The sequence below is a fragment of the Kribbella sp. NPDC050459 genome, assembly GCF_040655315.1.
In the GTDB taxonomy this organism is placed as follows: Bacteria; Actinomycetota; Actinomycetes; order Propionibacteriales; family Kribbellaceae; genus Kribbella.
Window position 1 is genome coordinate 98,071 of sequence record NZ_JBFAJQ010000011.1, and the last position, 26,204, is coordinate 124,274.

The following is a 26,204-nucleotide window of genomic DNA, read 5'->3' on the forward strand; positions in this document are numbered from 1 at the left end:
CAGGTCTCAACGGTCATGGGAGGGTGTTCATGGAACAGCCGCTGGAGTGGGGTCGTCGGTATCTGATGGTTCGGCCGGACCACTTCCGGATCGACTACGTGATCAACCCGTACATGTCCACCCACGACCAGCCGGACCTGGCGCTGGCGCTCAAGCAGTGGGAGTCGCTGCGCCAGGCGATCGTGGACGCCGGCGGCACGGTCGAGGTGCTCGACCAGCGCGAGGACTCGCCGGACATGGTGTACGCGATGAACCTTGGGCTGGCCACCGCGGACGGGCGCGCGATGCTCTCGCACATGCGGTTCGAGCCGCGCCGGAAGGAGTCGCTGAGCGCGGCCGACTGGTTCACCGGGAACGGCTTCCGGCTCGAGCGGACCGGCGGTGAGGGCGTCGGGGCGCACCTCGAGTCCGGCGACGCGTTCGTGTTCGGCGACAGCCTGGTCGTCGGGTACGGGCCGCGGACCGAGATCGAGGCGCTCAAGCAGCTCGCGACCGAGTGGAACATCCGGGTGCGCGGGCTGCACATCGCGCACGAGGGGATGTACCACCTCGACCTGCCGTTCTGCCCGGTCGACAGCACGCACGCGATGGTCTACCCGCCGGCGTTCGACGCCGCCAGTCAGGCCGAGCTGTCCGGGATCGTCCCGGACCCGATCGTGCTCACCGACGAGGAGGCGTTCGCCTTCAGCGGGAACTCGATCGTGGTCGGCGAGACGATCATCATGCCGGCCTGCTCACCGCGGCTGCACGAGATCTTCACCGGGCTCGGGTTGCGCGTCGTCGTCCTGGACCTGTCCGAGTTCCACAAGGGCGGCGGCTCGGCCCGCTGCCTCACCAACCCGCTCGACTTCCCGCTGACCCCCATCACCAGCCCAGGCGGCGAACTCATCCTCCCCGCCTGAGTCGGGCTGGGTTACTTGTCGGCCTTCCAGACGATGTCGAGGGTGTCGGGGTCCCAGCCGTAGCCCTTGATCCATTGGAGGGCCTTGGTCTTGGCCTCGGGGGTCCAGGTCTCGATGACGATCGAGATGGCTTCGGGGTTCTTCGGGTCGGACTTGGACTGGGTGTACGTCGCCTGGAAGCCGGGGCCGATGTACGGCAGCTGGCCGAGGATCGGGTACTTCGCCTTGAGGCGCTGCTGGATCTGGTCGTACTTGCGGCCGGCTTCGGCCTCGAGTTCGCGCTCCTGCTCGGGGTTGTTCTTCGTCCACTCCCGGCCCTCGGCGCTGTTCGCGTACAGGTACATCTTGTACGTGAGCGGGTCGCTGCCGGACGTGAACGTCTCGGTGTAGCTCTGGAAGCCGCGCCGCGAGCCCACCAGGGTGTGCTCGCCTTCCTTGATCTTGACCTCGCCGTTCGCCGGGATCTGGTGACCGTCGAGCGTCAGGGTCAGGTCGTTCGGGATCGACGTCACGCTCAGCGTCGTCTTCGATCCGCCGCCGCGGAACAGCACGACACCGCCGATCACGATCAGCACGACGGCCAGCGCCACGACGCCGATCATGAAGGGCCGCCGGTTCTCGTCCAGCATCCGATGCTCCTGTCCTTGCTCAGCTCGCCGGTTGTGGCGCGTTCTTCAGCCGGTAGACCGTGAAGTTGCCGGAGCCTCCGCCGACGTCGTACAGATAGCCTGCCTCCGGAACGTGACCGTGCAGCGAGGCGGACGCGGAGTTGTAGCCCCCGCCTTCCTTGCCCCACGGACCGACGTACAGATAGGTGTGGCCGGGCCCGTTCAGGATGTCGCCCGGTTTCATGCCGCCCGGGGGCTCGCCGTGCCACCAGTCGTACTTCCCGGAGCCTTCCAGATACGTCCTCTGGACGTCGGTTCCGACATTCGGGTAGTCCTTGTCGGCGCCGCTCATGTGCATCACGGTCGCGACGAAGCGGCCGCAGTCACTGTACGGGTCGATACCGCTGGAGCCGTCGTTGTACTTCTCCATCGCGTCGACGTACTCCTTCTTCGCGATGCTCGCGGCCACACCGTCGTGACCGTCCTCCGGCCAGGCGAGGTTCTTCGCGACCTCGGCGATGTTGCCGCTGCCGGCGCCGCAACCGCCCCCGGTACTGGCCGCCGCGTCTCCGCCGCCGGCGGGTGCCGAGCCGGCGAACTGGTCGAACACGTGCCGAGCGTTCGCCTTGCGCTCGGCGTACCGCTCGTGGTTCGGGTTCTCACTGCCGGCGAACCGCTCGAACATGTGCCCGAACTGGTACGCGGCGTCCTCGACCGACGTCGCGCCCTTGATCGCCCGCCCGGCGGCCGCTTCCGCGAGCGGCGGGTCGCCGTTGAGCTGTTTGACCAAGAACTCCAGCTGGTAGCCCAGCGAGGCGATCTTCTCGTCCGGGACACCCGCGTCCCGGGACGGGTTGATCATCTTGCCGGCCGGTGTCCACTGCACGATTCCCCAGCCGAGCGAGGAGTTGACCACCGCGTTCGGCATGCTGACGGTGCCCGGGCTCGTGCCCTGCAGGCGGCCCGGCTCGACGCTCGACTCGCTGATCATGTTGCCGACGATGCCCGCGGCCTGCTCCTTGGAGTAGCCGTTCTGGACGAAGAAGTTGAACGCCTTCTGCTGGTTGTTGGCCCCGGAGAGGTTGCCGTCGACGCAGCTGCAGCCGCCGCCCTTCGAGGTGTCGACCTCGAACAGGTTCTCTTCCGGCTTCGGGACGATCGACCACTTGTTGTTGTTCTCCTGGTCGGCCCACATCTCCCAATGCAGGTGCACGCCGGCGAGCCCGACCGGAGCCCCCTGGCCGTCGGTCCCCTCGTTGCCGACGCCGGCCGTGCCGATCACGTCGCCGCGCTTGACCTGGGCGCCGTTGGCGACGCTCACGGTCTTCAGGTACTTGTACCGCGTCTCGACGCTCTCGAGGGTGACGGTGTCCCCGTTCTTCGAGGCCATCCGGATCCGGACCTCGTGCGCCGAGGCGGCGACGACGTTGCCGTCGTGCGACGCGTAGACCTTGGCGTCCTCGTCGACCTTGAAGTCGTAGCCCTGGTGGAAGAAGGACCACTCGCCGTCGATCTGGTGCCGATCGGTCGGCCAGCCCATCATGGGTTCGTCCTGGGCATGCTGCGCGCACTGCGCCTCGGCCGAGTCCAGCCCGCCCAGAACGCTGAGCAGCATCAGCAGCACGATGACCAACGGCAGCAGCAGCACCAGCCCGATCGCGCCAAGGAGCTGAGCCGGACTGATCTTTCCCACGCTCTGCTCCTCGCTGCTCCGAGTGACTCCCCGCGCCGGTCCGCGGGAAGGGGCGGCCACTAGAGGGAAATGCTGCCCGAAAACCGGGTCATGAGGTCGGAAGTTATCCACAGGCAGGTGTCTGGGGCCGGGTCGGGCGCGACAACGAACCGGGTCTGGACGAGAATCGCGGTATGTACGAACGGCTGCGGGTGGACCGCTCGACCACGGTGGACCGGGTGGTCGACGCGCTGCGGGCCGCCCTGTTCGCCGGTGACCTGCAGCCGGGGACGCCGTTGCGCGAGCAGCCGCTCGCCGAGGCGCTCGGGGTTGCCCGGAGCACCATTCGCGAGGCGATGACCATGCTGGTCACCGAGGGACTCGCGGTCCGGGAGCCGAACAAGGGGGTCAGCGTCGCGATCCTGCACCCCGCGGCGGTGGCCGACATCTGCCGCGCCCGGTTCGTGCTCGAGTCCGCCGGGATCCGGGCCTGGTACGACGCCGACGAGGCGGCCCGGGAGCGGGTCCGGGAGGCGATGCGGGTGTTCGCCGCGACCGCCAAGGACGGCGCGGACCCGGAGGCGATGACCGAGACCCACCTGGCCATCCACCGCAGCCTGGTCGCGCTGACCGGCAGCGAGCGGCTGATCGCGACCGCCGACTCGATCACCGGTGAGGCCAGGCTCGCACTGGCCAGGGTGGACGCGCTGCGGCAGGACGCGCGCCAGCAGGTCGCGTCCCACCGCAAGCTCATCCGGCTGCTCGAGCGCGGGGAGCTCGACGAGTGCGTCGAGGAGCTCCGCCATCACCTCGCCGGCGCCGAGGAGTCCCTCCTCGAGGCCATCGCGATGCCTCCGGGCTGACCCTCAGACCAGTCCGTCGGCCGTCACGTCGTACGTCGTCGAACCGACTCGGAGACCGGTCAGGCGAGCGTCCGGGTCGAGTGCCGCGACCTGCGGGCTGGCGGTCACGGTGCCGTCCAGGGCGACCTCGATGCCGAAGATGCCCTCCAGCACCAGGCTGACCCAGGCGCCGGACGACGAGCAGGACCAGTCGATCAGGTACGGGAACTGCGGCGGCGACTTCCGTGCCCCGCCGGCCATCGCCGGCTGCGCCTCCTCGACGAAGTGCGCCTGCCCGCACGGCCCCTGGTTCGCCGTCCGGGCAAGGCCTGGCAGCCAGTCCAGCAGTACGTCACCCCGCCCGAGCGCGAAGAGGGCGCGCCCCGCGTCCGCCGGCCACGCCGGGTACGCGCCGTTCCACTGGTGGTCCGGCCGGACGCTGAACGCGGCATCCGCGTCGTACGGCGACAGCGCGCGCATCCAGGTGGGCGTCTGCAGCTCCCGCTCGAAGAACGAGACCATCTCGGCGCACTGCGACTCGGACAGGTCGTCGGGGATCGTCGTACCGACGATGTTGAAGTCGTAGCAGTGCCGGACCGGGACGAGCGACCCGTCGGGCTGCCGCGCGTGCCAGAAGCCCTTGCCCTCGACGTACAGCTCGTTGACGTGGCCGGCCTGTGCTGAGGCCTCCTTGCGCAGGAGAGCAGCACGGTCCGCGTCACCCGAGCGGTCCGCGATCTCCGCGGCGACCCGCATGCACCACACGTTGGCCGCGTTGAAGCTCGCCACCTCGTGCACGTAGCTGCTGACACACTCCAGCAGGTTGTCGATGCCGCCGTAGTCGGCCAGCGCATGGTCCCCGCGCAGCCCGCGCCAAGCGGTCGCCCAGTCGTGCACGTGGTCGCCGACTGCCTTCGGCCCGACGGTCGCGTCCAGGAACGTGTCGTCCCCGGTGAAGCGCACGTAGTCGCGCACCAGCCGGGTCATGGCGAAGTCGTTGACCGAGTACCAGTAGCCGACCGGTCCCCCGGTCAGCCACTCGGTGCCGAAGTGCTTGTGGGTGTCCAGGTCGATCCAGTGCTCGATGTGTTTCCGCATCGGCTCCGGGTCGAGCAACGCATGCGTGAGCGAGGACAGGCTGTAGTCCCAGATGAACGTCGTGGTCTGCCAGTACCGCGGCATCAAGGTGTCGTAGGTCCGGCCGAGCACGCTGGCCGGGTTGTCCCGCCGGAACCAGATGACTCCGAGCACACCCCACCAGTACAGCTTCCGCAGCGCCTCGTTCGACGTCTCCAGCACCGGCAGCGAGCCGCTGAACCCGTCGCTGGCCGGGTCGAAGGCGTCCGCGATCGCCACGTCCCACATGCTCTCCGCCACCGAGATCACGGCAGGTACGTCGGCCACGCACACGTCGAAGTGCTCCGTCGCCTCCTCCAGCGACCCGGCCAGCACATGCACGTACGACAACCGGCCGCGCCCATGCTCGTCCAGCACGACAGTTGCCTCGAGCACGGACCTGTCCACGGTGCCGGGCACATCAAGACCTTGCACACTGACGGCTGAGGCGGACTCGCCGGTGCCGACAACCCGATTGTCGACAACCCGCAGGACGTTCGGCTCGGACGGCGGCTCCGGGCGCAGCCAGCCGGCGGACGAGCGAGTCGCGGTACTGGCCAGTGCAAGCCCCAGCCGCACGGACCGCCCTGGTTGCCCGGACACGTCCAGCTGTACGACGACAGCTGGTCGGCCGGGGGCGCAGGCGGTCGTGGTGCGCAGGTCGAGGCCGTCGACCGAGGTGGAGCGCACGACGCAGTCCGGCCGCCACACCACCTCGACCGTGCCGCCGTACGAGCGGGCCAGCCGACCGTCGACGTACAGTTGGCCGGTGATGGTGTCGCCGTGCGAGTACGGCGGGAAGTTCACGCTCCGGATCGCCATCACGTCGTGGTCGACCTGTGCCGTGCCGAGGAAGTTCGTCAGCCCGGGCGGGTTGAACATGTCGTCGTAGGTGTGGGTGAGGACGTCGCTCGCCAGGTCGGCGGAACGCGGGATACTCATGACGGGTCTGCCCAATCGGTGTTCGGTAGCAGGGGGTACCAGTCCGGGCGGGCCGGATCGCGGTCGTACGGGTACGGGCCGAGCTCGCGGAACAGCTCGGCGTACTCGGCCAGCTTGTCGCGGTCCAGCTCCACGCCCAGGCCGGGCGCGTCCGGGACCGCGATCGCGCCGTCGGCGTACGGGAGCTTGCCGCCGGCAATGATGTCGTCGCGCAGGTGGTGGTAGTGCGCGTCCGCGGCGAACGACAGGTTCGGGACGACGGCGCCGAGGTGGAGCATCGTCGCGAGCTGGATGCCGAGCTCGCCGGAGGAGTGCACCGCGACCCCGAGCTGGAACGTCTCGCAGACGCCGGCCGCCTTGACGCACGGCCGGATGCCGCCCCAGAACGTGGTGTCCAGCAGGATCACGTCGACCGCGGGATCGCGGACGTTGGCGGCCAGCTGCTCGAAGTTCACCACCACGGTGTTGGTGGCGAGCGGGATCGGCGTGTTCTCGCGGACCCGGCGCATCCCGTTCAGGCCCCAGGTCGGGTCCTCGAGGTAGTCGTTGTCGAGGTCCTCGATGCCGCGGGCGAAACGGATCGCCTCCTCGACGCCGAATGCGCCGTTCGGGTCGAACCGCACCCGGTGCCCCGGGAAGGCCTCGGCCAGCGCCCGGAAGCACTCGCGCTCGTAGTCGGGCGGGAACACCCCGCCCTTCAGCTTGTGCACGCTGAACCCGTGCGCGTCGACCAGCGAGCGGGCATGGGCGACGAGTTGGTCCGGCGTGCGGATCTCACCGGTGCCGTCGTCCGCGGCATGCCGGAAGAACAGGTAGCTCGCGAACGGCACGCGCTCGCGGACCTTTCCGCCGAGCAGGGCGTGCACCGGGACGCCGAGCTCGCGGCCCTGCAGGTCCAGACAGGCGAACTCGATCGCCGCGAGCAACTGGGTCCGGTTGTTGTAAAGGCTCGCGGTCGGGTTGGCGAGCATCCAGCGCAACGCCTCGGTGCGGGCCGGGTCGTGGCCGACCAGATACTCCTTCAGCCCGGTGACGGCTGCCTCGGCGCTCTGCCCGCCGCCGCCCATCTCGCCGAGACCGATCAGGCCGTTGTCGGCCTCGACCTCCACCACGGTCCGGACGAAGCGTCCCCAGTGCGCCCCGTTGCTGTGCCGTAGCGGCGCCTCCAGCGGCATCGTCACCGTGGTCGCGCGGACGTCGACGATCTTCACTTCGCATCCTCCGGCAGTACGACGGCGAGCCCGGCGGTCAACCCGCCGTCGACCTTCACGTCGGCTCCCGTCACGAACGACGCCGCGGGCGAGGACAGGAAATAGATGACCTCGGCAACTTCTCCTGGTGTCGCGACCCGTCCGAGCGGATGCGACCGCCCCCACTCCGCCACCACCTCGTCGGTACTGCGCCCACCGCCGAACTGAGCGGCCGACGTCCGCAGCATCGGGGTGTCGACCGAGCCCGGGCAGACTGCGTTCACGCGGATCCCGTCCGGGGCGTGGTCGACCGCCATCGCCCGGACCAGGCTGAGCAGGGCGCCCTTTCCCATGCTGTACGCCGCGACGCTCGTCTGCGCCGCATAGGCCTGCACCGACGCGACCACCACAACACTCCCGCCCCGCGGCAGGTGCGGCACGAACGCCTGGCAGGCGAAGAACACGCCGCCGACATTGATCGCCATCACCTCGTCGTACACGTCGCTGGGCGTGTCGACGACGGTTCCGTACCGCTGGACGCCCGCTGCACAGACCAGCACGTCCACCGCGCCGATCTCCTCCGCGACGGAGGCGAGCGCGGCCCGGTCCGAAACATCCACCTGCACGCCAGTTGCCTGGTCGCCGACAGAAGAGATGTCGCGGTCGAGCACGACGACCCGGTCACCGGCCTCCAGGAACCGTTCCACGGCACCTCGTCCGATGCCGGCGGCGCCGCCGGTCACGACGACTGTGCGGCTACTCATATATGTCCTCCGAGAATCAGAACTGACCGAGGGCGAGGCCCCGGGAGAAGAAGCGTTGGGCGGCGAGGAAGAGGATGACCGTGGGCAGCGAGACAAGCAGGCCGCCGGCCAGCACGGTCGGCAGCGCCGCGCCGCCGTACGTGCTCTGCAGGCCGGTCAGCGCCGGCATAATCGGCCGCACCGACTCCGACTGGCTCAGGGTCAGGCCGAGCAGCAGGTCGTTCCAGACGAAGGTCGCCTGCAGGATGAAGATCGCGGCCAGCGCCGACCCCGCCATCGGCAGGTAGATGCTGCGGAAGATGCGGAACAGCCCGCCGCCGTCGACCACCGCGGCCTCGAACACGCTGCGCGCGATCCCGGTGAAGAAGTTCCGCATCACGAACGCCGAGAACGGCACGCTGATCGCGGTGTACACGATGATCATCCCGGTCCGGGTGTCGTACAGCCCGGAGTTCGCGTACCCGGAGAACAACGGCATCAGGATCATCTGCAGCGGGAAGATCGTCCCGCCGAAGATGAACACGAACCACAGGAAGCCGCGCTTCAGCCGCAGGACCACGATCGCGTAGCCGGCCGCGGCGCCGATCAGCACCGCAAGGACGGGCGCGACCACGCTGTACATCGTCGTCGCCACCAGCGTGTCGCCGAGCGCCGCCTTGCTCCATGCGTCCCCGAAGTTCGTGAACAGGTCGAACCCGGCCGGTTTCCACACCGTCTTGGCGTCGTACCCGTCGACGGACTTGGACGCGTTGACGATCAGCAGGTAGACCGGCGCCAGCCAGATCAGCCCGAGCAGGACCAGGAACCCCGTCTTAAGCTTGCTCACGGGCGTCCCCCAACTGGTAGCGCAGGTAGAGGACCGAGGCCGCGAAGGTGACCAGGCTCAGGAACAGCGCGATCGCCGCGCCCTGGCCGTAGTCGTTCAGCACGAACGTCTCCTTGTACATCGACAGCGCCAGGGTCTCCGAGGACGTGCCCGGACCGCCCTGGGTCATGACCCAGACCACGTCGAACGTCTTCAGGCTGCCGACGATCGACAGTCCGATGACGACTGTGGTGATGGCTCTGAGCTGCGGCCACAAGTGATACCGGAAGAGCTTGAAGCCGTCGGCCCCGTCCAGGCGGGCAGCCTCCAGCGGCTCCGTCGGGATGGACTGGAGGCCCACCACGAACAGGAGGGCGTTGACGCCGGCGGCCTGCCAAGTCGTTGCCACGATCATCATCAGGGTGTTGCCGGGGCCGGACTGCAGCCAACCGGTGTGGGCACCCGGGAGCCCGAAGAAGCCGAGTGCCTGGCCCAGTGCGCCGTCCGGCTGCAGTACGAAGCCCCAGATGACGCCGACGGCCACACCGGAGATCGCGTACGGCAGCAGGAACGGCAGCCGCAGCCAGGTGCCCCACTTGTGGCCGTAGGTCAGTACGGCCACCAGCAACCCGAGTACGACCGGCAGGGTGATCATGCCCGCGACCCACAGCAGGGTGTTGACCAGTGCCCCGATCAGGTCGGGGTCACTGAACATCGTCTTGTAGTTGGCCAGCCCGGACCACACCGGCGAGGCCAGCCCGTCGTAGTCGGTGAAGCTGACGTACGTCGTCCAGAGGAACGGCAGGTAGAGCAGCAGCGCGACCACGCCCGCGGCCGGGAGCCCGAACAGCGGTGCCATCCGGGCTCCGGTCCGCGCGGCGCGGGTGGCGCTCAGCCGGCGGGTCTCCACCGGCCGCTCGGTGACAGCAGTCACTTCTGCTTGGCCCAGTACGCGTCCGCCTCGGCCTGGATCTTCTGCAGGCCCGGCATCGGGTCACCCGGCTTGGTCACGAACGCGCCGAACACCTCGAGCGCCTTGTTCGCGACCGGGACCGGCGTCGCCTCGAACCACCGGTTGATCAGGCGGTAGCCGTTGACGTCCTTGTTCAGCTGCGCCAGACCCGGGTCCTTGACCTCGGCCTTCGGGTTGAACGACAGGTCACCGCGGGAGTTCGCCCAGGCGGTCTGCGCCTGCGGCGTGACCCACCAGTCGGTCCACTTCTTGACGGTCGACGCGTGGTCCGACGCCGCGGCCGAGCAGACCGGGCCGGTCTCGAAGATCATCGAGGTCTTCGGCAGGTCGGGGTTCACGTTCGGGATCACGAAGAAGTCGTAGTCGGTCCCGGCCTTCATCTTCAGCGTGTTCAGGTTGCCGCTGAACCAGGTGCCGAAGTTGATCATCGCGACGTCGCCGTTCTTCAGCTGCGCCTGCGGCTCGGTCTTCGCGCCCGGGTCGCTGAAGTACCCGGCGTCGATCATCTTCTTCCACTCGTTCATCACCTCGACCACACCCGGGTCGGTGTACTTCGCCTTGCCGGCGGCGAGCGCGTCGTACAGGTCCGGGTCCTTGCCGGCCAGCAGCGTCTCGAACCACACGAACGAGAACAGGATGTTGGTCTGGTAGAACGGCTTCACCCCGGCGGCCTTGACCTTGTCGGCCACCTGCGTCAGCTCGGCCCAGGTCTTCGGGGTCTGGGTGATCCCGGCCTTCTTGAAGACGGCCTTGTTGTAGTACATCACCCAGTAGCCGGCGTTCAGCGGGACGCAGTACTGCTTGTCGCCGAACGTGAAGTACTGCTTGAGCTGCTCGGGGATGTTGCCGTCAGCAATCGCCTTGGTCCACTGGTCGGTGGTCTCGGCGACGAGCTTCTGGTCCACCAGGTCCTGGAGCTCCTTGCCGGTGTGCCAGGTGAACAGGTCCGCCTTCTCCTTGGTCCGGAACGAGGACCGGATGAACGCGGTGTAGGTGTTCGAGTCGGAGTACCCGACCGGCTCCATCCCGACGCCGACGTCCTTCTTGCTGGCCGCGCCGACCTGGGTGAACGCGTCCTTCCACCCGCCCTTGTCGTTGTAGAACTTGAGCGAGTCGACCGGCTTGTCCTCGCCCTTCTTCGGGGCAGCCGCCCCGCCGCCTCCACAGGCGGACAGCGCGAGCGCGCCGGCGATCACCAGAGCCGCCAGCGCCTTGCGGTTGTTGCGTTGCATGTGATGCGTCCTTCCAGCTCAGGGATGCTGAAGTCGTTCGTTGATGACGGCGAGGACGCCGTCGAGGTGTTCGCGGGTGAGGAGTTCGGCCAGGTCGGCGTCACCGGAGTGGACCGCGTCGTAGATCGCGCGGTGCTCGTCGAGGTCGGCCTGGCGGTCGCCGTGGATGTGCAGGATCTCCAGCTGCTCCCGGGCGTTCACGACCGTGACCGACTCGACCACTTCGGCCAGGGTCGAGTTCCCGGAGGCCTGTGCCAGTGAGCGGTGGAAGTCCATGTTCACCTCGGCCAACTGCGCGTGGTCGCCGGAAGCGATCAGCTCGGCCGCACTCTCCAAGTCCTTGGCCATCTGCTCCAGTGCGGCCTCACCACGGGTCTGTGCGGCCAGCGCGGCAACAGGTGGCTCGATGAGGGCACGGGCCTGTAGCAGCTCCACCAGCCGGTCCGGACTCGGCGCCAGCGCCAGCGGGTTGGCCAGAACCAGCCGGCCGACGTTCGGCCCGACGTACACGCCGGAGCCGTGCCGTAGCTCCACAGCTCCGGTCGCCTCCAGTCGGCGCAGCGCCTCCCGGACCGTCGGTACGGCGACCTTGAACCGCTCCGCCAGTGATCGCACCGCCTCGAACTGGTCACCCGGCGCCAGCTTCCGCTCCGCGATCAGGGCGAGCATCGACGTGGCCAGGTCGTCCAGCAGACTGCGCCGTACGACGCCTCCGGTGGCGCTCATCCGGCCGCCGCCAGCGTGACCGAGACGAAGCGCGGGCGGTAGATGCTCACGTCGCCGTACAGCTCGTCGCTCACCAGGCTGTTGACGTTGTAGCTCACCAGCAGCGACGTACCGCGACGCAGGTCGGGGTGGTCGTGGGAGTTGTACGTGATGATGTTCCCGCCCGTCTCGGGGGTCTGGTACAGCTCGACCGGCTTCACCCACGGACCGGTCGGCGAGCAGGAGAAGTACCCGACGACGCGCTTGCTGAAGAGCTCGTTGGTGTCGTGCGTGACCAGCAGATAGCCGTCGCTCCAACGGGTCACACTGTGCTCGTTCGCGACGCCCTGCAGCACTCGGGCCGAGGCGGTCTCGTCGGCCGACCAGCCCGACCCGGTCCAGTACTCCCACGGCTTCGCGGTCAGGTCGTCGCCGCGGACCCGGGCGACGTGCTGGTACTTCGAGGCGCCAAGGTCCTCGACGCCGTAGACGTAGGTGTAGCCGCTGTCGCGGAGCAGCCAGCCGGACGACTGCACGTTCGCACCGGACGGGATCGGCGTGAGGCTCTTCAGCTTGTACGTCGTGCTGTCGAACCGGGCCAGGTAGTTGCTGGCCCAGCGCCAGTCCCACTGCCCGGTCCCGGTCTTCTCGAAGCGCAGCGCGACCACGTCGAGGTCACGGCCGGCATGGCTGGTCTGCGCGGCGCCGAACCAGTACCAGCCGTTGGCCGGCGGCGGGACGAGCGCGGTGGGGCTCGTCGCCGTACCGCCGGTGACCGTCTTCAGTTTCGTGCCCTGCTGGATCACGAACGAGTTGTTGATGAACGGCGTGGTCGTCGGACGGCTGCCGTCCGGGTTCACCGGGCCGAGGAAGGTGTCGGAGAAGACCCACGCCGTCCGTCCGCCGGGCAGCGGCACGGAGTAGGTGCTGTCCGCACCCGTCCAGCCCCTCCCGGTGTCGCTGTAGGCGTTGAGGAGGCCTTCGGGCGCCGCGTGCGGCGATGACTGAGCGGCCCAGGTGGTGCTGACGGCGCTGCAGCTCGACGGGTCCGCGGCGGCGGAGACAGCGGGGACAGCGAGGCCCGCTGCCGTGAGTGACAGCGCGACTACCGCGATCAGTGGACGGGACATGAAAATGATCAGATCACTTGGTCATTTTCGCTGTCAAGAGTAAAGGGCGTGTGAGAACTCTGCGCCGTCGCGAGGAGGTGCTCGGTGCGGTGCATCGGCGTGCGGGGGCGAAGGTCTCGATGCGGAGCATCGTGGCCTTTGCACCCGTGCGGCGAGGTGCCGTGCCGAGTGCCCCGCAGTAGGCGCAGAGTTCTCACACGCCCTTTCGGGGACGGATCAGGGCGTGTACCGGGAGTGGTGCTACCGCGCGGGTGGGAGGATCGACGGCATGAAGAACTTGATCATCAGGCTGCTCGCCAACGCGATCGCGCTGGGCGTGGCGACCTGGCTCGTGTCCGGGATCACGCTCGAGGGCGCGACCACCGGCCGGCGGGTGCTCACACTGCTGATCGTCGCCGCGATCTTCGGCGTCGTGAACGCGATCGTGAAGCCAGTGGTGAAGCTGCTGTCGCTGCCGCTGCTGATCCTCACCCTCGGCCTGCTGACCTTCGTGATCAACGCGGTGATGCTGTGGCTGACGTCCTGGATCACCGGGAAGCTCGATGTCCAGTTCCACGTCGACGGGTTCTGGTCGGCACTGTTCGGCGCGCTGATCATCAGCGTCGTCGGCATGCTCATCAACGTCGTGCTGCCGGAGAAGGCCGAAGTCCACTAGTGCGCGTCGAGATCGTCTGCACCGGGAACATCTGCCGCTCGCCGATGGGCGAGGTCGTACTGCGCGCCAAGCTCGTCGAGGCCGGCCTCGACGGTGTCGAGGTGACCAGCTCGGGCACCGGCAGCTGGCACGTCGGCGACCGGATGGACCCGCGAGCGGCGGCCGCGCTCCGGCGCCGCGGGTACGACGGCAGCGCGCACCGGGCCCGCCAGTTCGACCGGTCGTGGACACCCGACCTGATCCTCGCGATGGACGCGAGCCACCTCGACACCCTCACCCGGTACGGCGCCGCGGCGCAGCTGTTCGCCCACGGCGACGTACCGGATCCGTACTACGGCGAGGACGACGGTTTCGACGAGGTCCTCGCCCAGATCGAGAAGGCGGCCGACCAGTGGGTCGACCGCCTCCGCGGTCAGCTCTGACCGATGCCCGCCTTCAGGGCGACGAACCAGTCGGCGGCCGGGTCGAAGGCCTTGCCGCCGGCGATCCGCGGGAACTCGATCGCGCGCAGCTCGTCGCCGCGCTCCTCGTCATGGCCGACGACGCCGGACTCACCGCGCAGCGCGGCGTCGACGGCGTAGTCGGTGCACTCCTTGATCAGCGCCAGGTCGCGGTCGTTGGCCGCGGCCGAGCGGCTGAAGTACCCGCTCTTCTGCACCATCGTCTTCTCCGCGCCGATCCGCTCCGCGAACTGCTTCGCGAACCAGGCGCCCGGGTTGATGGTGTCCAGCTTCACGTGCCCGAACGGGTCCCGGCCGACCTTCTCGCCGCGCGCCTCCATCTCGGCCACGATCGACTCCACGCCGGCGCCCTCGGACAGGAAGATGTTGACGCAGTCCTCCTCGTCCATCACCTTGCGCAGCCGGTCGGCCTCGGCGTCCAGGTCGATCGTTGCCTCCGGCACGTACACGGCGTCGACGTCCCAGCCGCCCTTGCGCAGGCCGATGCCCGGGTTCCACTCCTGCTCGTCGACCCACTGCTGGTAGGCCTGCGCCGTGGCCGCGGTCAGCCACCCGCAGTTGCGCCCCATCACCTCGTGGACGATCAGCATCCGCGGGTTCGAGCTGTGCTCGGCGATGATGTTGCGGGCGAACAGCGCGCCCTGCTCGGCAGCCGTCCAGGCGCCCAGGCTCTGCCGGATCGGGACCACGTCGTTGTCGATGGTCTTCGGCAGCCCGACCACGGTCAGGTTGTAGTCGTGCTCCTGCAGGTACGCCGCGAGGTCGGCGGCGGTGGTGTTGGTGTCGTCACCGCCGATGGTGTGCAGGACGTCGACGCCGTCCGCGACGAGCCGCTCGGCCGCGACCTGCAGCGCGTTCTGCCCGTCCTGGATCAGGCCGCGCTTCACCAGGTCCGCGGTGTTGGTCAGCTTCACCCGGCTGTTCCCGATCGGGCTGCCGCCGAACTTGTGCAGCAGCGCCGCCTTCTCCCGGACCTCCGGCGTGACCGCGAGGAACTGGCCGCTGAGCAGGCCGTGGTACCCGTTCAGATAGGCGATGATCTCCACGTCGGGCGCCACGGCGGTGTAGCGCTCGATCAGCCCGCCGACGGCGGACGACAGGCAGGGCGCGAGCCCGCCGGCGGTGAGCAGGGCAACTCTGCGGACAGCCATGGTCCAGGGTCCTTCCCACAAGCGTCTGAAGTCGGCACCAGACTAGTGATGCAGACCACTCTCGACGGTGGTTGGGGTTCACCCAGCGGACAGCGGCACGCTCCGCGGCGGCACCGGGGTGGAGACGATGAACGAACTGGTGGTCTGCCCGTGCGGCAGGAACTTGTCCAGCACCTCTTCCAGCGCGGCGATCTCGGCGACCTGGACGCGCATCAGGAAGCAGTCCTCGCCGGAGATCCGGTGGCACTCGACGACCTCCGGGACGCGGCCGGCGAGCTCGATGATCTTCGGGATCTGGTTCGGGCCGGGGCGCAGCCGCACCCAGGCGGCGACCGGCCGGCCGAGCGCGGCCGGGTCGATGTCGAGGCGGTACCCGCGGATCACGCCCGACTCCTCCAGCCGCGCCACCCGCTCGCGCACCGTCGGCGTGGACACCCCGAGCCGCCGGGCGAGCTCGGTGGTCCGCAGCCGGGGATCGGCGGTCAGCTCGTCCAGGATTCGGGTATTGAGCTCATCCAGCATCTGACTTCTCGTTTCGGTAAGCAAGACCGCCTCCTGGACTCCGAATCGCCATAGATCGCCGCAGACTTCGTTTCTACTGTAATGAGCGTGACAACACTTACCGAAGCCCGGCCGCGGATCGGCCTCGCAGCCGGTGCCGCTGCTGCGACGGTCGTGCTCTGGGCGTCATCGTTCGTCGCCATCCGGCACGTCGGCACCCAGATCTCCGCCGGCCCGCTCTCGCTGGCCCGGCTCGGCCTGGGCAGCGTCTTCCTCGGGGCCTTGCTGGTCAAGCGGCAGCAGCCCGCCGTACGGCGCTGGCCGGTCCGGCGCGACTGGTTGCCGCTGATCGCGTGCGGTGTGCTGTGGTTCGGCGTCTACAACCTCGCTCTCAACGAAGCCGAGCGCCGACTCGACGCCGGTACGGCGGCCATGCTCGTCCACATCGCGCCGCTGCTGATCGCAGTATTCGCCGGACTGGGTCTGGGCGAGGGTTTCCCGCGGCAGTTGGTGATCGGCGGCCTGGTCGCGTTCGCCGGCATCGTCGTGATCGGTACGTCGACGTCCAGCGGCCGCGCCGAGACGTGGGGCGTGGTGCTGTGCGTGGTCGCCGCCATCTCGTACGCCGTCGGCGTGGTGACGCAGAAGCCGCTGCTCAGCCGTCTGCCCGCCGCTGAGGTCACCTGGCTCGCCTGCACGATCGGCGCGGTCGTCTGCCTGCCGTTCGCGCCGACACTGGTCACTGAGCTCCGGGCCGCGGATGCAGCGACCATCTGGTGGGTCGTGTACCTGGCCGCGTTCCCGACCGCGCTCGGCTTCACCACGTGGGCCTTCGCGCTCCGCCGTACGAGTGCTGGACGCATGGGCGTCACTGTCTACGCCGTACCGGTTGTCGCGATCTTCCTGGCCTGGCTGTCGCTGGGCGAGGCTCCCACCGCACTGGCCCTCACCGGCGGCGCACTGTGCCTGGCCGGCGTGGCCATCTCCAGGAGGACAGCATGAAGTTCGGTGTGTTCGTTCCGCAGGGCTGGCGGATGGATCTGGTCGAGCTGGCGGACCCGGTCGAGCAGTGGGAGGCCATGACCGCTGTGGCCAAGGCGGCCGACGCCGGTCCCTGGGACTCGATCTGGCTCTTCGACCACTTCCACACCGTCCCCGAGCCCACCCGCGAGACCGTCTTCGAGATGTGGACGACGACAGCCGCCCTGGCGCGTGACACGACACGGGTGAACCTGGGTCAATTGGTCGGCTGCAACGGGTACCGCAACCCCGCACTGCTCGCCAAGATGGCGGCCACGGTGGACGTGGCCAGTCACGGCCGGATGTACGCCGGGATCGGCGCCGGCTGGTCGGAGCACGAGTGGCGGGCGTACGGCTACCCCTGGACGAGCCAGAAGGAGCGGATGGGCTCGTTCACCGAGTCGGTCGAGCTGCTGCACCGGCTGTGGACCGAGGACGACGTGGTGTTCCAGGGGCAGTACCACTCCGTCGACAAGCCGTACGTCGTCCCGCGGCGCCGCCCCAAGCTCTGGATCGGCGGCGGCGGCGAGCGGGTCACGCTGCGGCTGGTGGCGAAGTACGGCGATGCCTGCAACTTCGGGACCGGACGCGTCGACGTCATCGCGCAGAAGCTGGCGATCCTCCGCAAGCACTGCGACGAGGTCGGCCGCGACTATGACGAGATCATCAAGTCGACCAGCCTGAACGTGTTCCCGGTCGAGGCGGGCGCCGACCCGGTGGCCGCGACAGCCAGGGCCCGCGGGCGGTACAGCCTGGAGGAGTTCCTGGAGATCGGCTCCGGCGGGACGTCACATGTGCTGGCGGAGGTCGTCACGACGAAGCAGCTGAGCGAGCACGTCGAGCGGCTGGCGGAGGCCGGTATCGACTACGTGATCTCGTACATCCCCGGCGTCGCCTACGACCACGAGCCGCTACAGCGGTTCGCCGAGGAGGTCATTCCGCAGTTCGGCTAGCCGCCGGTGGATCCCGTCGTACGCCGTGGCCTGCGGGAGGAGGCGCTTCGGGACCTTGGTGACCACGCTGTAGTTGGCGTCGACCACGTTGGCCAGTGGGACCTCACTGACCTGGCTGAGCAGCTGGTACGCGTCCAGCTTGTCCAGTCCGTACAGCTCGCCGAGCCAGCGCACCATGTCGACCTGACCGGCCCGCCACGCGTCCTCGAGCGGCCGGCTGGAGCCGACGACAGACAGGTACTCGTCACTCTCCAGCCGCGGCCAGACCGGCCCGGGCGTCTTGAGCAGGTCCACGATCAGGACGACGTTCATCGCGCCCTCGACCGCGGTGCCGCAGGACTCGCCCTCACCCTGCCGGTAGTGACCGTCACCGACCGAGAACAGCGCACCCTCGACGTTCACGTTCAGGTAGCAGGTGGTTCCGGAGCGCATCTCCGGCGTGTCCATGTTCCCGCCGAAGGTGTCCGGCACCAGCGCCGAGCGGACCTCACCGCCCGCCGGGGCCACCCCGACGGTGCCGAGCATCGGCTCGAGCGGCAGCGCGACCTCCAGATCGCTGCCCTGCGCCTGGAAGCCGACCGTCCGGCGAGCGCTGTCCACCTCGTAGATCCAGGTCCGCTCCGGCAGCGGGTCCTGCAGCGTCGCGGTCCGGTCCGTGCTGGTCAGGCCGCCGAAGAACGGGATCGTCGCGGACGCGCCCCAGCTCCGCGCCGGGGTCAGCTCGACGAAGTGCAGCACGAGTGTGTCGCCCGGCTCGGCGCCCTCGACGTAGAACGGCCCGGTCTGCGGGTTCACGAACGGCATCGTCAGCGAGGCGCTGGCGAGGTCCGTCGTACTGCGGAGGCTGCCCGCGAACGCGTCCTCGGTCCACAGCCGCAGGGCGGTACCGGGCCGCACCCGGCGTACCGGAGGCACCCCGCCGAAGGTCCAGGCGTAGTCGGCGGGCTCAGGTGTGAATTCGACAATGTCCACGTCTGGCAACCTATTGGTGAGGATCAGCGGGTTCTCAGGCGATTCTCACAGAAGCGACCTACTCTCGGTCACGGAACTTCGAGTGGAGCGGGGCAGACGATGCGGGTACTGGTGGTGGACGACGACCGGGCGGTCCGGGACTCGCTGCGCCGTTCGCTGGAGTTCAACGACTTCGAGGTGGTGACCGCGTCCGACGGCGCCGAGGCGCTCGCGGTGATCGGCAACGTCGAGCCGGACGTCGTCGTGATGGACGTGATGATGCCCCGGCTGGACGGGCTGGAGACCACCAAGGCCTTGCGGGCCGCGGGCAACAACGTGCCGATCCTGGTGCTCACCGCGCGGGACGCGGTCGCGGACCGGGTGGACGGCCTGGACGCCGGCGGCGACGACTACCTGACCAAGCCGTTCGCGCTGGAGGAGTTGCTGGCCCGGCTGCGCGCGCTGCTGCGCCGCAGCACCACGCCGGGCGAGGGCGGCCAGCGCGGCGAGGTGTTGCAGTACGCCGATCTCGTGGTCGACGTCGACGCGCACGAGGTGCACCGCGGCGACGTGCCGATCCAGCTCACCCGCACCGAGTTCTCGCTGCTCGAGCTGCTGATCCGCAACCCGCGCCGGGTGCTGGAGCGCGCGGTCATCCTGGACGCGGTCTGGGGCTACGACTTCCCCACCACGGCGAACTCCCTCGAGGTCTACATCGGCTACCTGCGGCGCAAGACCGAGGTCGAGGGCCTGCCCCGCCTGATCCACACCGTCCGCGGTATCGGGTATGTGCTGAGGGACACCCCGCCGTGAGCCAGCAACACCCCGAGGGCTTTCCGTCGTACACCGACCGGCCGCAACCGCAACCCGCACCACCTGTTGCCAAGAGCAATGGAAACCGTGTGGCGGCGACAGCCGCCCGCACCCAGAGCTGGTGGAACGAGACGCTCCACAAGCTGACCCTGCACGCCCGCGTGACGCTGCTCGCGGCCGTCGCGGTCGGCTTGGCGGTGGCGATCGTCAGCGTCGCTGCGTACGTCACGGTGCGTCAGCAGATGTACCAGAACCTGGACGACAGCCTGATCCAGCGCGCCAGCCAGGCCTCCCAGAAGGGCGTCCTGACCAACCTCTACAACCTGCAGAATGCCTCGGCCGACGCATTGGGCCTGAGCGACATCCGGGTCGGCGTCCTGAGCGCCGACGGCCAGAAGTGGGCGCCACGGAACAGTCCGCTCCCGCCGATGGGGCCGGACGAGCTGCAGATCGCCCAGAACCAGGGCAACGAGGCCAGTCTGCGCACAGTCGGTCTACGCAACGGCGGCTCCCACTTCCGGGTGGTTGCCGTGCCTGCCCGCTACTGTCCCGCCAACGCACCCTGCGACGAGGAGCCCGGCCTGTATCAGCCGGGCGCGCTGGTCGTCGCGCAGTCGCTGGGCGCGATCGACCAGACACTGCACAACCTGGGCATCGTGCTGTGGGCGTTCGGGCTGATCGGCGTCATCGGCGCCGCGCTCGCGGGCAACGCGGTGGCGCGGTCCGGTCTGCGACCGCTGGCGCGGCTGACGGGCGCGGCGGAGCACGTCGCCCGCACCGAAGACCTGAAACCGATCCCGGTCGCCGGGACGGACGAGATCTCCCGGCTGGCGATGGCGTTCAACGCGATGCTCGGCGCGCTCGCACAGTCCCGCGACCGGCAGCGCCGGCTGGTCGGCGACGCGGGCCACGAGCTGCGTACGCCGCTGACCAGCGTCCGGACGAACCTGGACCTGCTCGCGCAGGCCGACAAGCGCGGCGGCCTCCGGCCCGAAGACCGCCAGCAGCTGCTGGACGACGTCCGCGCCCAGATGGACGAACTGACCACGCTGATCGGCGACCTGACCGAGCTGGCCCGCGACACCCCGCAGGTGCGGAACGCGGAGCTGATCGAGCTGTCCAACGTGGTCGAGGACGCGGTCATCAAGGTCCGGCGGCGTGCGCCCGGACTGGACTGGGACGTCCAGCTCACACCGTTCCCGGTGTGGGGTGACGAGCGGCTGCTCGGGCGCGCGGTCACGAACCTGCTCGACAACGCCGCGAAGTACAGCGTTCCCGAAGGCGCGGCGCAGCACAGCGACGGGCAGCCCGTCGGGCACGTCACGGTCCGGCTCGTGGACGGCGTACTGACAGTCACCGACTCCGGGCCGGGGATCGCCGAGGCGGACCTGCCACACGTGTTCGACCGGTTCTACCGGTCCAGCGAGGCGCGCGGTCGCCCCGGGTCCGGGCTGGGCCTGGCGATCGTGAAGCACGCGGCCGAGCAGCACGGCGGGATGATCTACGCGCGGAACGTGCCGGGGGCCGGCGCCCAGTTCACGCTGTGGCTGCCGCACGCGGCGACCCAGACCCGGTAACAGGCCGTGGCCCGGACGCCGAGTACCTCGATCAGCCCTCGTCGTTCGATGCGCTGTGCTCGGCGTTGATCCGCAGCGCCTCGGCCAGCTGATCTTCCAGGATGATGATCCGGCAGGCGGCGTCCAGGGACGTCCCGTTGTCGACCAGCTCGCGAGCGCGGGCTGCCAGGCGGAGCTGGTAGCGGGAATAGCGGCGATGCCCACCGTCGGAGCGCTGCGGGGTAATCAGCTTCGCCTCGTCCAGACTGCGCAGGAATCCAGGCGTGGCGCCGAGCAGTTCGGCGGCCCGGCCCATCGTGTAGGCGGGAAAGTCCTCGTCGTCCAAGTTCGTCGCGGGTGTTTCGGGGTCTTCTGACATGGTCTGCTCCGTCGGCCGGTCTGGGGTCATCGCACCTCCGTGTCGAGGGCCCCGGTGCCGAAGCACCGGGGCCCTTGGGGTTTGGATTGTCACCATCCACTGACCCTTGGGTCAGCGTCTACTTCCGTGGTCCGCCGTGAAGGCCGGACTCCACTGGGATCGCAGAATGCGTAACCGAGAACCACCTTCCAATCACGATGGGACTGCGGTACCCGCCCGGCGAACTACAGCCACAGCGGGCGATCCTGATGATGTAATCCACTCCTCTTCTTCAGTGTTCCGACTTCTTACTGCACCGGCCGAGTGCTGCGACTTGCCACTTCACTCTTGCTGTACTGCGAACTTCTCGTACTGCGAACTACTCGTCGGCCGGGTTCTGCTGGTTCTGCTTGGGCGGTCGTTGGCCGCCCGCGTCAGCTTCGCTTGTTCTCTCTTGGCAACACGAGAGACTCTAGCCAGTGGAGCGACGGATGTCTACTTTCGCCAGCACAGGTTTTCGTAAGACGCGAGTTAAGGATCTTGCCGCGGCTCCGTCTTCAGAGGATCTTCATAGAGTTCTTCGGTCACTCCGAGCGGATCTTCAGGGCCCTCTCAGGTCCGGCCGTCAAAGTACTTGCCATGACCGAGAACCAGCCGCAGCAGCCGCAGAACCAGCCCGGCCACGACGTACAGGGACCGCAGGGGCCGGAGCGGACGCAGCAGCTGCCGATGTACGGGCAGCATCAGCAGCAGCAGTTCGCGCCGCAGGGCGGGCAGCCGCGGCTGGACTCGGGGCCGCAGGGGCAGCGGCCGGGACAGTACTCCACAGGTGGGAGTGCGTATCCGCAGTTCGGCGCACCGGGGACGCATCAGGGGGCGTCTCCGGGCCCGAACTGGCCCCTCGGCCCGCAGCAGGCCACGGCCACCGCGCCGAAGCCGAAGCGCCGGGCCGGTCTGGCCGTGGTGGCGCTGACCGCGCTGCTGGTCGGCACCGCGAGCGGTGTCGGCGGCGCGGCCGTCTACTCGGCCACCACCGACCACACCGCGAACACCCCGTCCGTGACCGCCCCGCTGAACGGCAACCAGGCGGCACCCGCGTCGGCGCCAGACGGCTCCGTGCAGAGCGCCGCCGCGAAGGTCCTGCCGAGCGTGGTGAAGATCGCGGTCGCGACGTCGCAGGGCGCGGCCACCGGGTCCGGCATCGTGATCAGCAAGGACGGCCTGATCGTCACCAACAACCACGTCGTCGCCGGCGCCGGGCAGGGCGCGAACATCAGCGTGATGCTGAACGACGGCCGGACGGTGAACGCCACGGTCAAGGGCACCGACCCGCTCACCGACCTCGCGGTGATCCACGCCGACGCGACCGACCTGACACCGGCCACCCTCGGCCAGAGCGGCAAGCTCGCGGTCGGGCAGGGCGTGGTGGCGATCGGCTCGCCGTTCGGCCTGGAGGCGACCGTGACCAGCGGGATCGTCTCGGCGCTGAACCGGCCGGTGACGTCCGGCGACGAGCAGCAGGACAGCACGACAGTCTTCCCAGCAATCCAGACGGACGCCGCGATCAACCCGGGCAACTCCGGCGGCGCCCTGATCGACCTCGCCGGCCAGGTGGTCGGTATCAACAGCGCGATCAAGACCGCCGGCGGATCGGGACAATCCGAGGGCGGGAACATCGGCCTGGGCTTCGCCATCCCGATCGACCAGGCCAAGCCGATCATCGACGAGCTGGTGGCCAAGGGCAAGGCCACGCATGCGCGGCTCGGTGTGACGGTCGGCGACGCGCAGTCCTCCGACGGGCTCACGAACGGAGCACGCCTCGGCGAGGTTACGTCCGGCGGTGCGGCGGACAAGGCCGGTCTGCAGTCGGGTGATGTGGTGACCGCTGTAGACGGCAAGGCGATCGCGTCAGGGGACGCGTTGGTCGCCGCAGTCCGTTCGCACCGCCCGGGCGATGAAGTGAAACTCTCCGTCACCCGCAACGGCAAACCCCAGACCGTCAACGCCACCCTCGGCTCCGACAACGGGAACCCCACCGGCTGACCAACCGTCCAACCAAGACCGGACTGCGCCGCCCACCGAGCGGCGCAGTCCGTTTTACTTGGTCCCGTGGAGATTCATCGGGCTCAGGAGCGGTTCCGGACCGAGGACGGGTGGCTGGAGTCGTGGCACTCGTTCTCGTTCGGGGGGCATTACGATCCGGCGAATGTCGGGTTCGGGTTCCTGGTCGCGCACAATGACGAGACGGTTGCCCCGGGCACGGGGTTCGGGACGCATCCGCATCAGGATCTGGAGATTGTGACCTGGGTGCTGCGGGGGGCGCTGGCGCACCGGGACTCGGAGGGGAACAGCGGGAGCGTGTATCCGGGGCTCGCGCAGCGGATAACTGCCGGGTCGGGGATTCAGCACTCCGAGTGGAACGACGGCGCCGAGCCGGTGCACTACGTGCAGATGTGGGTTCGGCCGGACCGGTTCGATCTGCCGCCGTCGTACGAGCAGGCGGAGCTCGATCTGACGACCGGTGAGCTGATCCCGGTGGCGTCCGGGCTCGCCAGGCACGCGGGCACCACGGCCATCCGCCTGAATCAGGAGTCGGCGGGGATGTCCGTCGCCCGCCTGGCCCCCGGTGCCGCGATCACCCTCCCCGCAGCGCAGTACCTGCACCTCTTCGTCGCAGCAGGAACGGCGAACCTCGAAGGCGCCGGCGACCTCGCCACGGCAGACGCCGTACGAATCACGCACGCCGACGGCGAACGCGTCACCGCAGGCCCCGCCGGCGCAGAACTGCTGGTGTGGGAGATGCACCAGTCGAGCTGAGCCAGTGCGCAACCTGCGGCGAGGAGGCCTCAGTCGTCCGCAGACCGACGTAACCGTCAGGACGTACGGCGACGAGGCCGCGACCGCCACGATCCAGCAGCCGATGGACATGGATCGACGTATCGTCCACCTCGACCGTCGGCGCGTCGCGGAGCAGCAGGAGATGCGTACCGGGCTGAGCTGTGAGCGTCTGCAGCCGAGTGCTGCCGTCCGCGACTGCTACGGGCAAATCGGGCAGCCGATCGCCGACCCGCAGAGGGAGCGAGTCGGGTCGGCCGTCGTCGATCGACAGCCGGCTGCTCGGGTACGCAACGCGGAGCTGCGCGAGGATCCGGAAACCGGCGGCCGTCAGATGCCTCCGGCGCAACACGGTGGGCACGACCAACGGTGCGCCGAGCGGCATCAGGACCGTGCGGATCAGTGAGGCGATCGGATCCAGGCCGGACTCTGCCCAGAAGACGAGGTTCGTCCAGGCGGTCGTGGCACGGGCCACCGGCCGGCGCTCCAACTCGTACGAGTCCAGCAGCGTTTCCGGATCTGTGGCGTACGCGGCCTGGGCCAGCTTCCAGCCGAGGTTGATCGCGTCCTGGATCCCCGTGTTCATCCCCTGTCCGCCGGCCGGTGAGTGGACATGCGCGGCATCGCCGGCGAGGAACACCCGATCGTCCCGGTAGCGATCGGCCAGCCGGTGGCGCATCGGCACGATCTCCGACCAGGCAACCCGGCTGACCCGCGTCTGCAGCCGAGCCGCGTCGAGCATCTCTTGCACGTCCCGCGGCGACATCGGGCCACCACCGACCGGCCTGGTCGCCAGCAGCCGCCACGCCGCCTGATCGCCGTGCGGGAACAGAAAGATCAGACCGGCGCGAGTGGTCGACACATGCGCGGTGTCCGTACCGAGGCCGCCGTCCAGCTCCAGATCGGCCTGCACGATCTCCCGGTCGTAGACTCCGCCGCTCGTCCCGATGCCAACCGCCTGGCGAACAGTGCTGTCGGCACCGTCACACCCGACCAGATAGTCACAAGTCGCCTCGCCACGCCCACGCAACTGCACCTGTACGCCGTTCCTCCGCGCCGACCTGAGAGACGCGAGCTCGACCCCCCGCTCGATCGGGACGCCCCGGCTCTCCAGCGCGGTCGCGAGAACCGACTCCACCCGGGCCTGAGGGAGCAGCGTCAGATGCGGGTACGCCGTGTCCGGCACCGCGAGCTCCGCGATCCGCACCGGGAGCACACGCCCTCGCAGGTGGAGCCGTACGGTCGGCGCGCTGTCGGCGTACCTCAGCAGGGAGTCGACAACGCCGAGCGGACGCAGTACCTCGAGCGATCGCGCGTGCAGCATCATCGCCCGCGAGGGCCTGGCCGCTTCGGTACGCCGGTCGATCACGCGGACCGCGGCACCCAACGCGTGGGCCTGCAGCGCAAGAGCAAGGCCGGTCGGCCCCGCGCCCACCACCAGGACACGTGTCACCAGGACTCCTGCGGCCGCCACCACTGGTCGGGGGCTGCGGGGCCGTCGACGCAGGTCGGGTCGGCGAGCACGTCGTCGCGCCGGAGGCCTGGCAGCACGCGGTGGTGGATCGAGTCGAGTTCGGAGACGAGGGCGAGCGGCCACCAGAGGGCGCGGACGTACGCGTCGGCCTGGTCGGGGCCGTCCCAGTCGTACATGCCGCGGTACACACCGGACTCGTCCGCCGCGAACCAGAGCTTCGACACGAACCCCGGGAAACCGGCGAACAACGGGGTGTTCAGCCAGCTCTCGGCGCGGAACAGCCGGTGTCCGACTCCTCTGACGCGCCGCAGCCGGAACTGGACGATCAACACACACGGGTTCAGCGGCTCCGCTGGCAGCTCCATCACCGTCTCGCGGTAGACGTACGCCGTCGACCCGTCGGCGAACCGCACCCGCCGACCGACCTGACCCCGCGGGAAGCGGATGCGTCTGCGGGCAAGCTGTACGGCGGTCCGCCCCGCGCAGGCCGCCAACCGCGGCAGGGCCACGCCCAATCGCAAATGCTCCACGTCACCACCGTCGCGCGGCGGCGGTCGCCCGGTTACGACACAAGGTCCCGACCGGCCGGGACCTT

Annotated in this window: 26 protein-coding genes; 10 read left to right on the top strand and 16 right to left on the bottom strand. The window is 69.1% G+C overall.

Going from position 1 to position 26,204, the window contains the following annotated elements:
* Positions 1-29: 29 nt before the first annotated feature.
* Positions 30-902: an arginine deiminase family protein gene (locus tag AB0I12_RS30120; RefSeq protein WP_359935817.1), complete on the top strand. Its 873-nt coding sequence runs from the start codon at positions 30-32 to the stop codon at positions 900-902.
* Between the two features lie 11 nt (positions 903-913).
* On the opposite strand, the gene AB0I12_RS30125 is transcribed toward AB0I12_RS30120, so the two are convergent.
* The gene (locus AB0I12_RS30125; protein WP_359935819.1) at positions 914-1,531 is read right to left on the bottom strand and encodes an S-layer protein; all 618 of its coding nucleotides are present in this window, start codon (positions 1,529-1,531) and stop codon (positions 914-916) included.
* Positions 1,532-1,550: 19 nt separating this feature from the next.
* Entirely contained in the window at positions 1,551-3,203 is a 1,653-nt protein-coding gene (locus AB0I12_RS30130; protein WP_359935821.1) for a phage tail tip lysozyme, read from the bottom strand.
* 173 nt (positions 3,204-3,376) lie between these two features.
* Between AB0I12_RS30130 and AB0I12_RS30135 the strand changes: the two genes are divergently transcribed.
* Positions 3,377-4,045: a GntR family transcriptional regulator gene (locus AB0I12_RS30135; protein WP_359935823.1), complete on the top strand. Its 669-nt coding sequence runs from the start codon at positions 3,377-3,379 to the stop codon at positions 4,043-4,045.
* Between the two features lie 3 nt (positions 4,046-4,048).
* Here AB0I12_RS30135 and AB0I12_RS30140 read toward each other — a convergent pair whose 3' ends face one another.
* Genes AB0I12_RS30140 through AB0I12_RS30175 form a run of 8 tightly spaced genes read right to left on the bottom strand, consistent with a single transcriptional unit; the run spans position 4,049 to position 12,881 of the window.
* Positions 4,049-6,082 carry a hypothetical protein gene (locus AB0I12_RS30140; protein WP_359935825.1) on the bottom strand — a complete coding sequence of 678 codons (2,034 nt, stop codon included), beginning with the start codon at positions 6,080-6,082 and terminating at the stop codon, positions 4,049-4,051.
* Positions 6,079-7,293, bottom strand: a complete 1,215-nt coding sequence (locus AB0I12_RS30145; RefSeq protein WP_359935827.1) for an enolase C-terminal domain-like protein — start codon at positions 7,291-7,293, stop codon at positions 6,079-6,081. The genes AB0I12_RS30140 and AB0I12_RS30145 overlap by 4 nt, the downstream gene beginning before the upstream one ends.
* Entirely contained in the window at positions 7,290-8,036 is a 747-nt protein-coding gene (locus AB0I12_RS30150; protein WP_359935829.1) for an SDR family oxidoreductase, read from the bottom strand. Before AB0I12_RS30150 ends, AB0I12_RS30145 begins: the two co-directional genes overlap by 4 nt.
* 16 nt (positions 8,037-8,052) lie before the next feature.
* The gene (locus AB0I12_RS30155; RefSeq protein WP_359935831.1) at positions 8,053-8,862 is read right to left on the bottom strand and encodes a carbohydrate ABC transporter permease; all 810 of its coding nucleotides are present in this window, start codon (positions 8,860-8,862) and stop codon (positions 8,053-8,055) included.
* Positions 8,849-9,775 (bottom strand): sugar ABC transporter permease, encoded by a 927-nt coding sequence (locus tag AB0I12_RS30160; RefSeq protein ID WP_359935833.1) that lies wholly within the window; start codon positions 9,773-9,775, stop codon positions 8,849-8,851. Before AB0I12_RS30160 ends, AB0I12_RS30155 begins: the two co-directional genes overlap by 14 nt.
* On the bottom strand, positions 9,772-11,046 hold the full coding sequence (locus tag AB0I12_RS30165; protein ID WP_359935835.1) for an extracellular solute-binding protein: 1,275 nt from the start codon (positions 11,044-11,046) through the stop codon (positions 9,772-9,774). The genes AB0I12_RS30160 and AB0I12_RS30165 overlap by 4 nt, the downstream gene beginning before the upstream one ends.
* A gap of 18 nt (positions 11,047-11,064) precedes the next feature.
* The gene (locus AB0I12_RS30170; RefSeq protein WP_359935837.1) at positions 11,065-11,772 is read right to left on the bottom strand and encodes an FCD domain-containing protein; all 708 of its coding nucleotides are present in this window, start codon (positions 11,770-11,772) and stop codon (positions 11,065-11,067) included.
* Positions 11,769-12,881, bottom strand: coding sequence for a DUF4185 domain-containing protein (locus tag AB0I12_RS30175; protein ID WP_359935839.1), 1,113 nt, complete (start codon positions 12,879-12,881; stop codon positions 11,769-11,771). The genes AB0I12_RS30170 and AB0I12_RS30175 overlap by 4 nt, the downstream gene beginning before the upstream one ends.
* Before the next feature lie 268 nt (positions 12,882-13,149).
* On the opposite strand from AB0I12_RS30175, the gene AB0I12_RS30180 reads away from it, so the two are divergent.
* Together AB0I12_RS30180 and AB0I12_RS30185 are read left to right on the top strand one after the other, a co-directional pair.
* On the top strand, positions 13,150-13,536 hold the full coding sequence (locus tag AB0I12_RS30180; protein ID WP_359935841.1) for a phage holin family protein: 387 nt from the start codon (positions 13,150-13,152) through the stop codon (positions 13,534-13,536).
* On the top strand, positions 13,536-13,958 hold the full coding sequence (locus AB0I12_RS30185; RefSeq protein ID WP_359935843.1) for a low molecular weight protein-tyrosine-phosphatase: 423 nt from the start codon (positions 13,536-13,538) through the stop codon (positions 13,956-13,958). The genes AB0I12_RS30180 and AB0I12_RS30185 overlap by 1 nt, the downstream gene beginning before the upstream one ends.
* Here AB0I12_RS30185 and AB0I12_RS30190 read toward each other — a convergent pair.
* Both AB0I12_RS30190 and AB0I12_RS30195 read right to left on the bottom strand, forming a co-directional pair.
* Complete coding sequence (locus AB0I12_RS30190) at positions 13,949-15,148, bottom strand: pyrophosphate--fructose-6-phosphate 1-phosphotransferase (protein ID WP_359935845.1); 1,200 nt, start codon at positions 15,146-15,148, stop codon at positions 13,949-13,951. The two genes, AB0I12_RS30185 and AB0I12_RS30190, sit on opposite strands and share 10 nt — an antisense overlap.
* A 78-nt stretch (positions 15,149-15,226) precedes the next feature.
* The gene (locus AB0I12_RS30195) at positions 15,227-15,670 is read right to left on the bottom strand and encodes an Lrp/AsnC family transcriptional regulator (RefSeq protein WP_355694075.1); all 444 of its coding nucleotides are present in this window, start codon (positions 15,668-15,670) and stop codon (positions 15,227-15,229) included.
* An 87-nt stretch (positions 15,671-15,757) separates the two neighbouring features.
* Here AB0I12_RS30195 and AB0I12_RS30200 point away from each other — a divergent pair, with 87 nt between their 5' ends.
* Positions 15,758-16,651 carry an EamA family transporter gene (locus AB0I12_RS30200; protein ID WP_359935847.1) on the top strand — a complete coding sequence of 298 codons (894 nt, stop codon included), beginning with the start codon at positions 15,758-15,760 and terminating at the stop codon, positions 16,649-16,651.
* Positions 16,648-17,622 (top strand): TIGR03560 family F420-dependent LLM class oxidoreductase, encoded by a 975-nt coding sequence (locus AB0I12_RS30205; RefSeq protein ID WP_359935849.1) that lies wholly within the window; start codon positions 16,648-16,650, stop codon positions 17,620-17,622. Before AB0I12_RS30200 ends, AB0I12_RS30205 begins: the two co-directional genes overlap by 4 nt.
* Here the strand turns inward: AB0I12_RS30205 and AB0I12_RS30210 are convergent.
* Positions 17,581-18,594, bottom strand: coding sequence for an acetamidase/formamidase family protein (locus AB0I12_RS30210; protein ID WP_359935851.1), 1,014 nt, complete (start codon positions 18,592-18,594; stop codon positions 17,581-17,583). The two genes, AB0I12_RS30205 and AB0I12_RS30210, sit on opposite strands and share 42 nt — an antisense overlap.
* A 99-nt stretch (positions 18,595-18,693) precedes the next feature.
* Between AB0I12_RS30210 and AB0I12_RS30215 the strand changes: the two genes are divergently transcribed.
* Together AB0I12_RS30215 and AB0I12_RS30220 are read left to right on the top strand one after the other, a co-directional pair.
* Positions 18,694-19,386: a response regulator transcription factor gene (locus AB0I12_RS30215; protein ID WP_355485247.1), complete on the top strand. Its 693-nt coding sequence runs from the start codon at positions 18,694-18,696 to the stop codon at positions 19,384-19,386.
* Positions 19,387-19,475: 89 nt separating this feature from the next.
* Positions 19,476-20,963: a HAMP domain-containing sensor histidine kinase gene (locus tag AB0I12_RS30220; RefSeq protein ID WP_359935854.1), complete on the top strand. Its 1,488-nt coding sequence runs from the start codon at positions 19,476-19,478 to the stop codon at positions 20,961-20,963.
* A 31-nt stretch (positions 20,964-20,994) separates the two neighbouring features.
* On the opposite strand, the gene AB0I12_RS30225 is transcribed toward AB0I12_RS30220, so the two are convergent.
* Entirely contained in the window at positions 20,995-21,321 is a 327-nt protein-coding gene (locus AB0I12_RS30225) for a MerR family transcriptional regulator (protein ID WP_359935856.1), read from the bottom strand.
* Between the two features lie 618 nt (positions 21,322-21,939).
* Here AB0I12_RS30225 and AB0I12_RS30230 point away from each other — a divergent pair.
* Complete coding sequence (locus AB0I12_RS30230; RefSeq protein WP_359935858.1) at positions 21,940-23,343, top strand: trypsin-like peptidase domain-containing protein; 1,404 nt, start codon at positions 21,940-21,942, stop codon at positions 23,341-23,343.
* Between the two features lie 66 nt (positions 23,344-23,409).
* Complete coding sequence (locus tag AB0I12_RS30235; protein ID WP_359935860.1) at positions 23,410-24,117, top strand: pirin family protein; 708 nt, start codon at positions 23,410-23,412, stop codon at positions 24,115-24,117.
* On the opposite strand, the gene AB0I12_RS30240 is transcribed toward AB0I12_RS30235, so the two are convergent.
* Positions 24,059-25,588 carry an FAD-dependent monooxygenase gene (locus AB0I12_RS30240; protein WP_359935862.1) on the bottom strand — a complete coding sequence of 510 codons (1,530 nt, stop codon included), beginning with the start codon at positions 25,586-25,588 and terminating at the stop codon, positions 24,059-24,061. The genes AB0I12_RS30235 and AB0I12_RS30240 overlap by 59 nt on opposite strands.
* A complete protein-coding gene (locus AB0I12_RS30245; RefSeq protein ID WP_359935864.1) occupies positions 25,585-26,139 on the bottom strand; it encodes a hypothetical protein in 555 nt (184 codons plus the stop codon). The genes AB0I12_RS30240 and AB0I12_RS30245 overlap by 4 nt, the downstream gene beginning before the upstream one ends.
* Positions 26,140-26,204 lie beyond the last annotated feature (65 nt).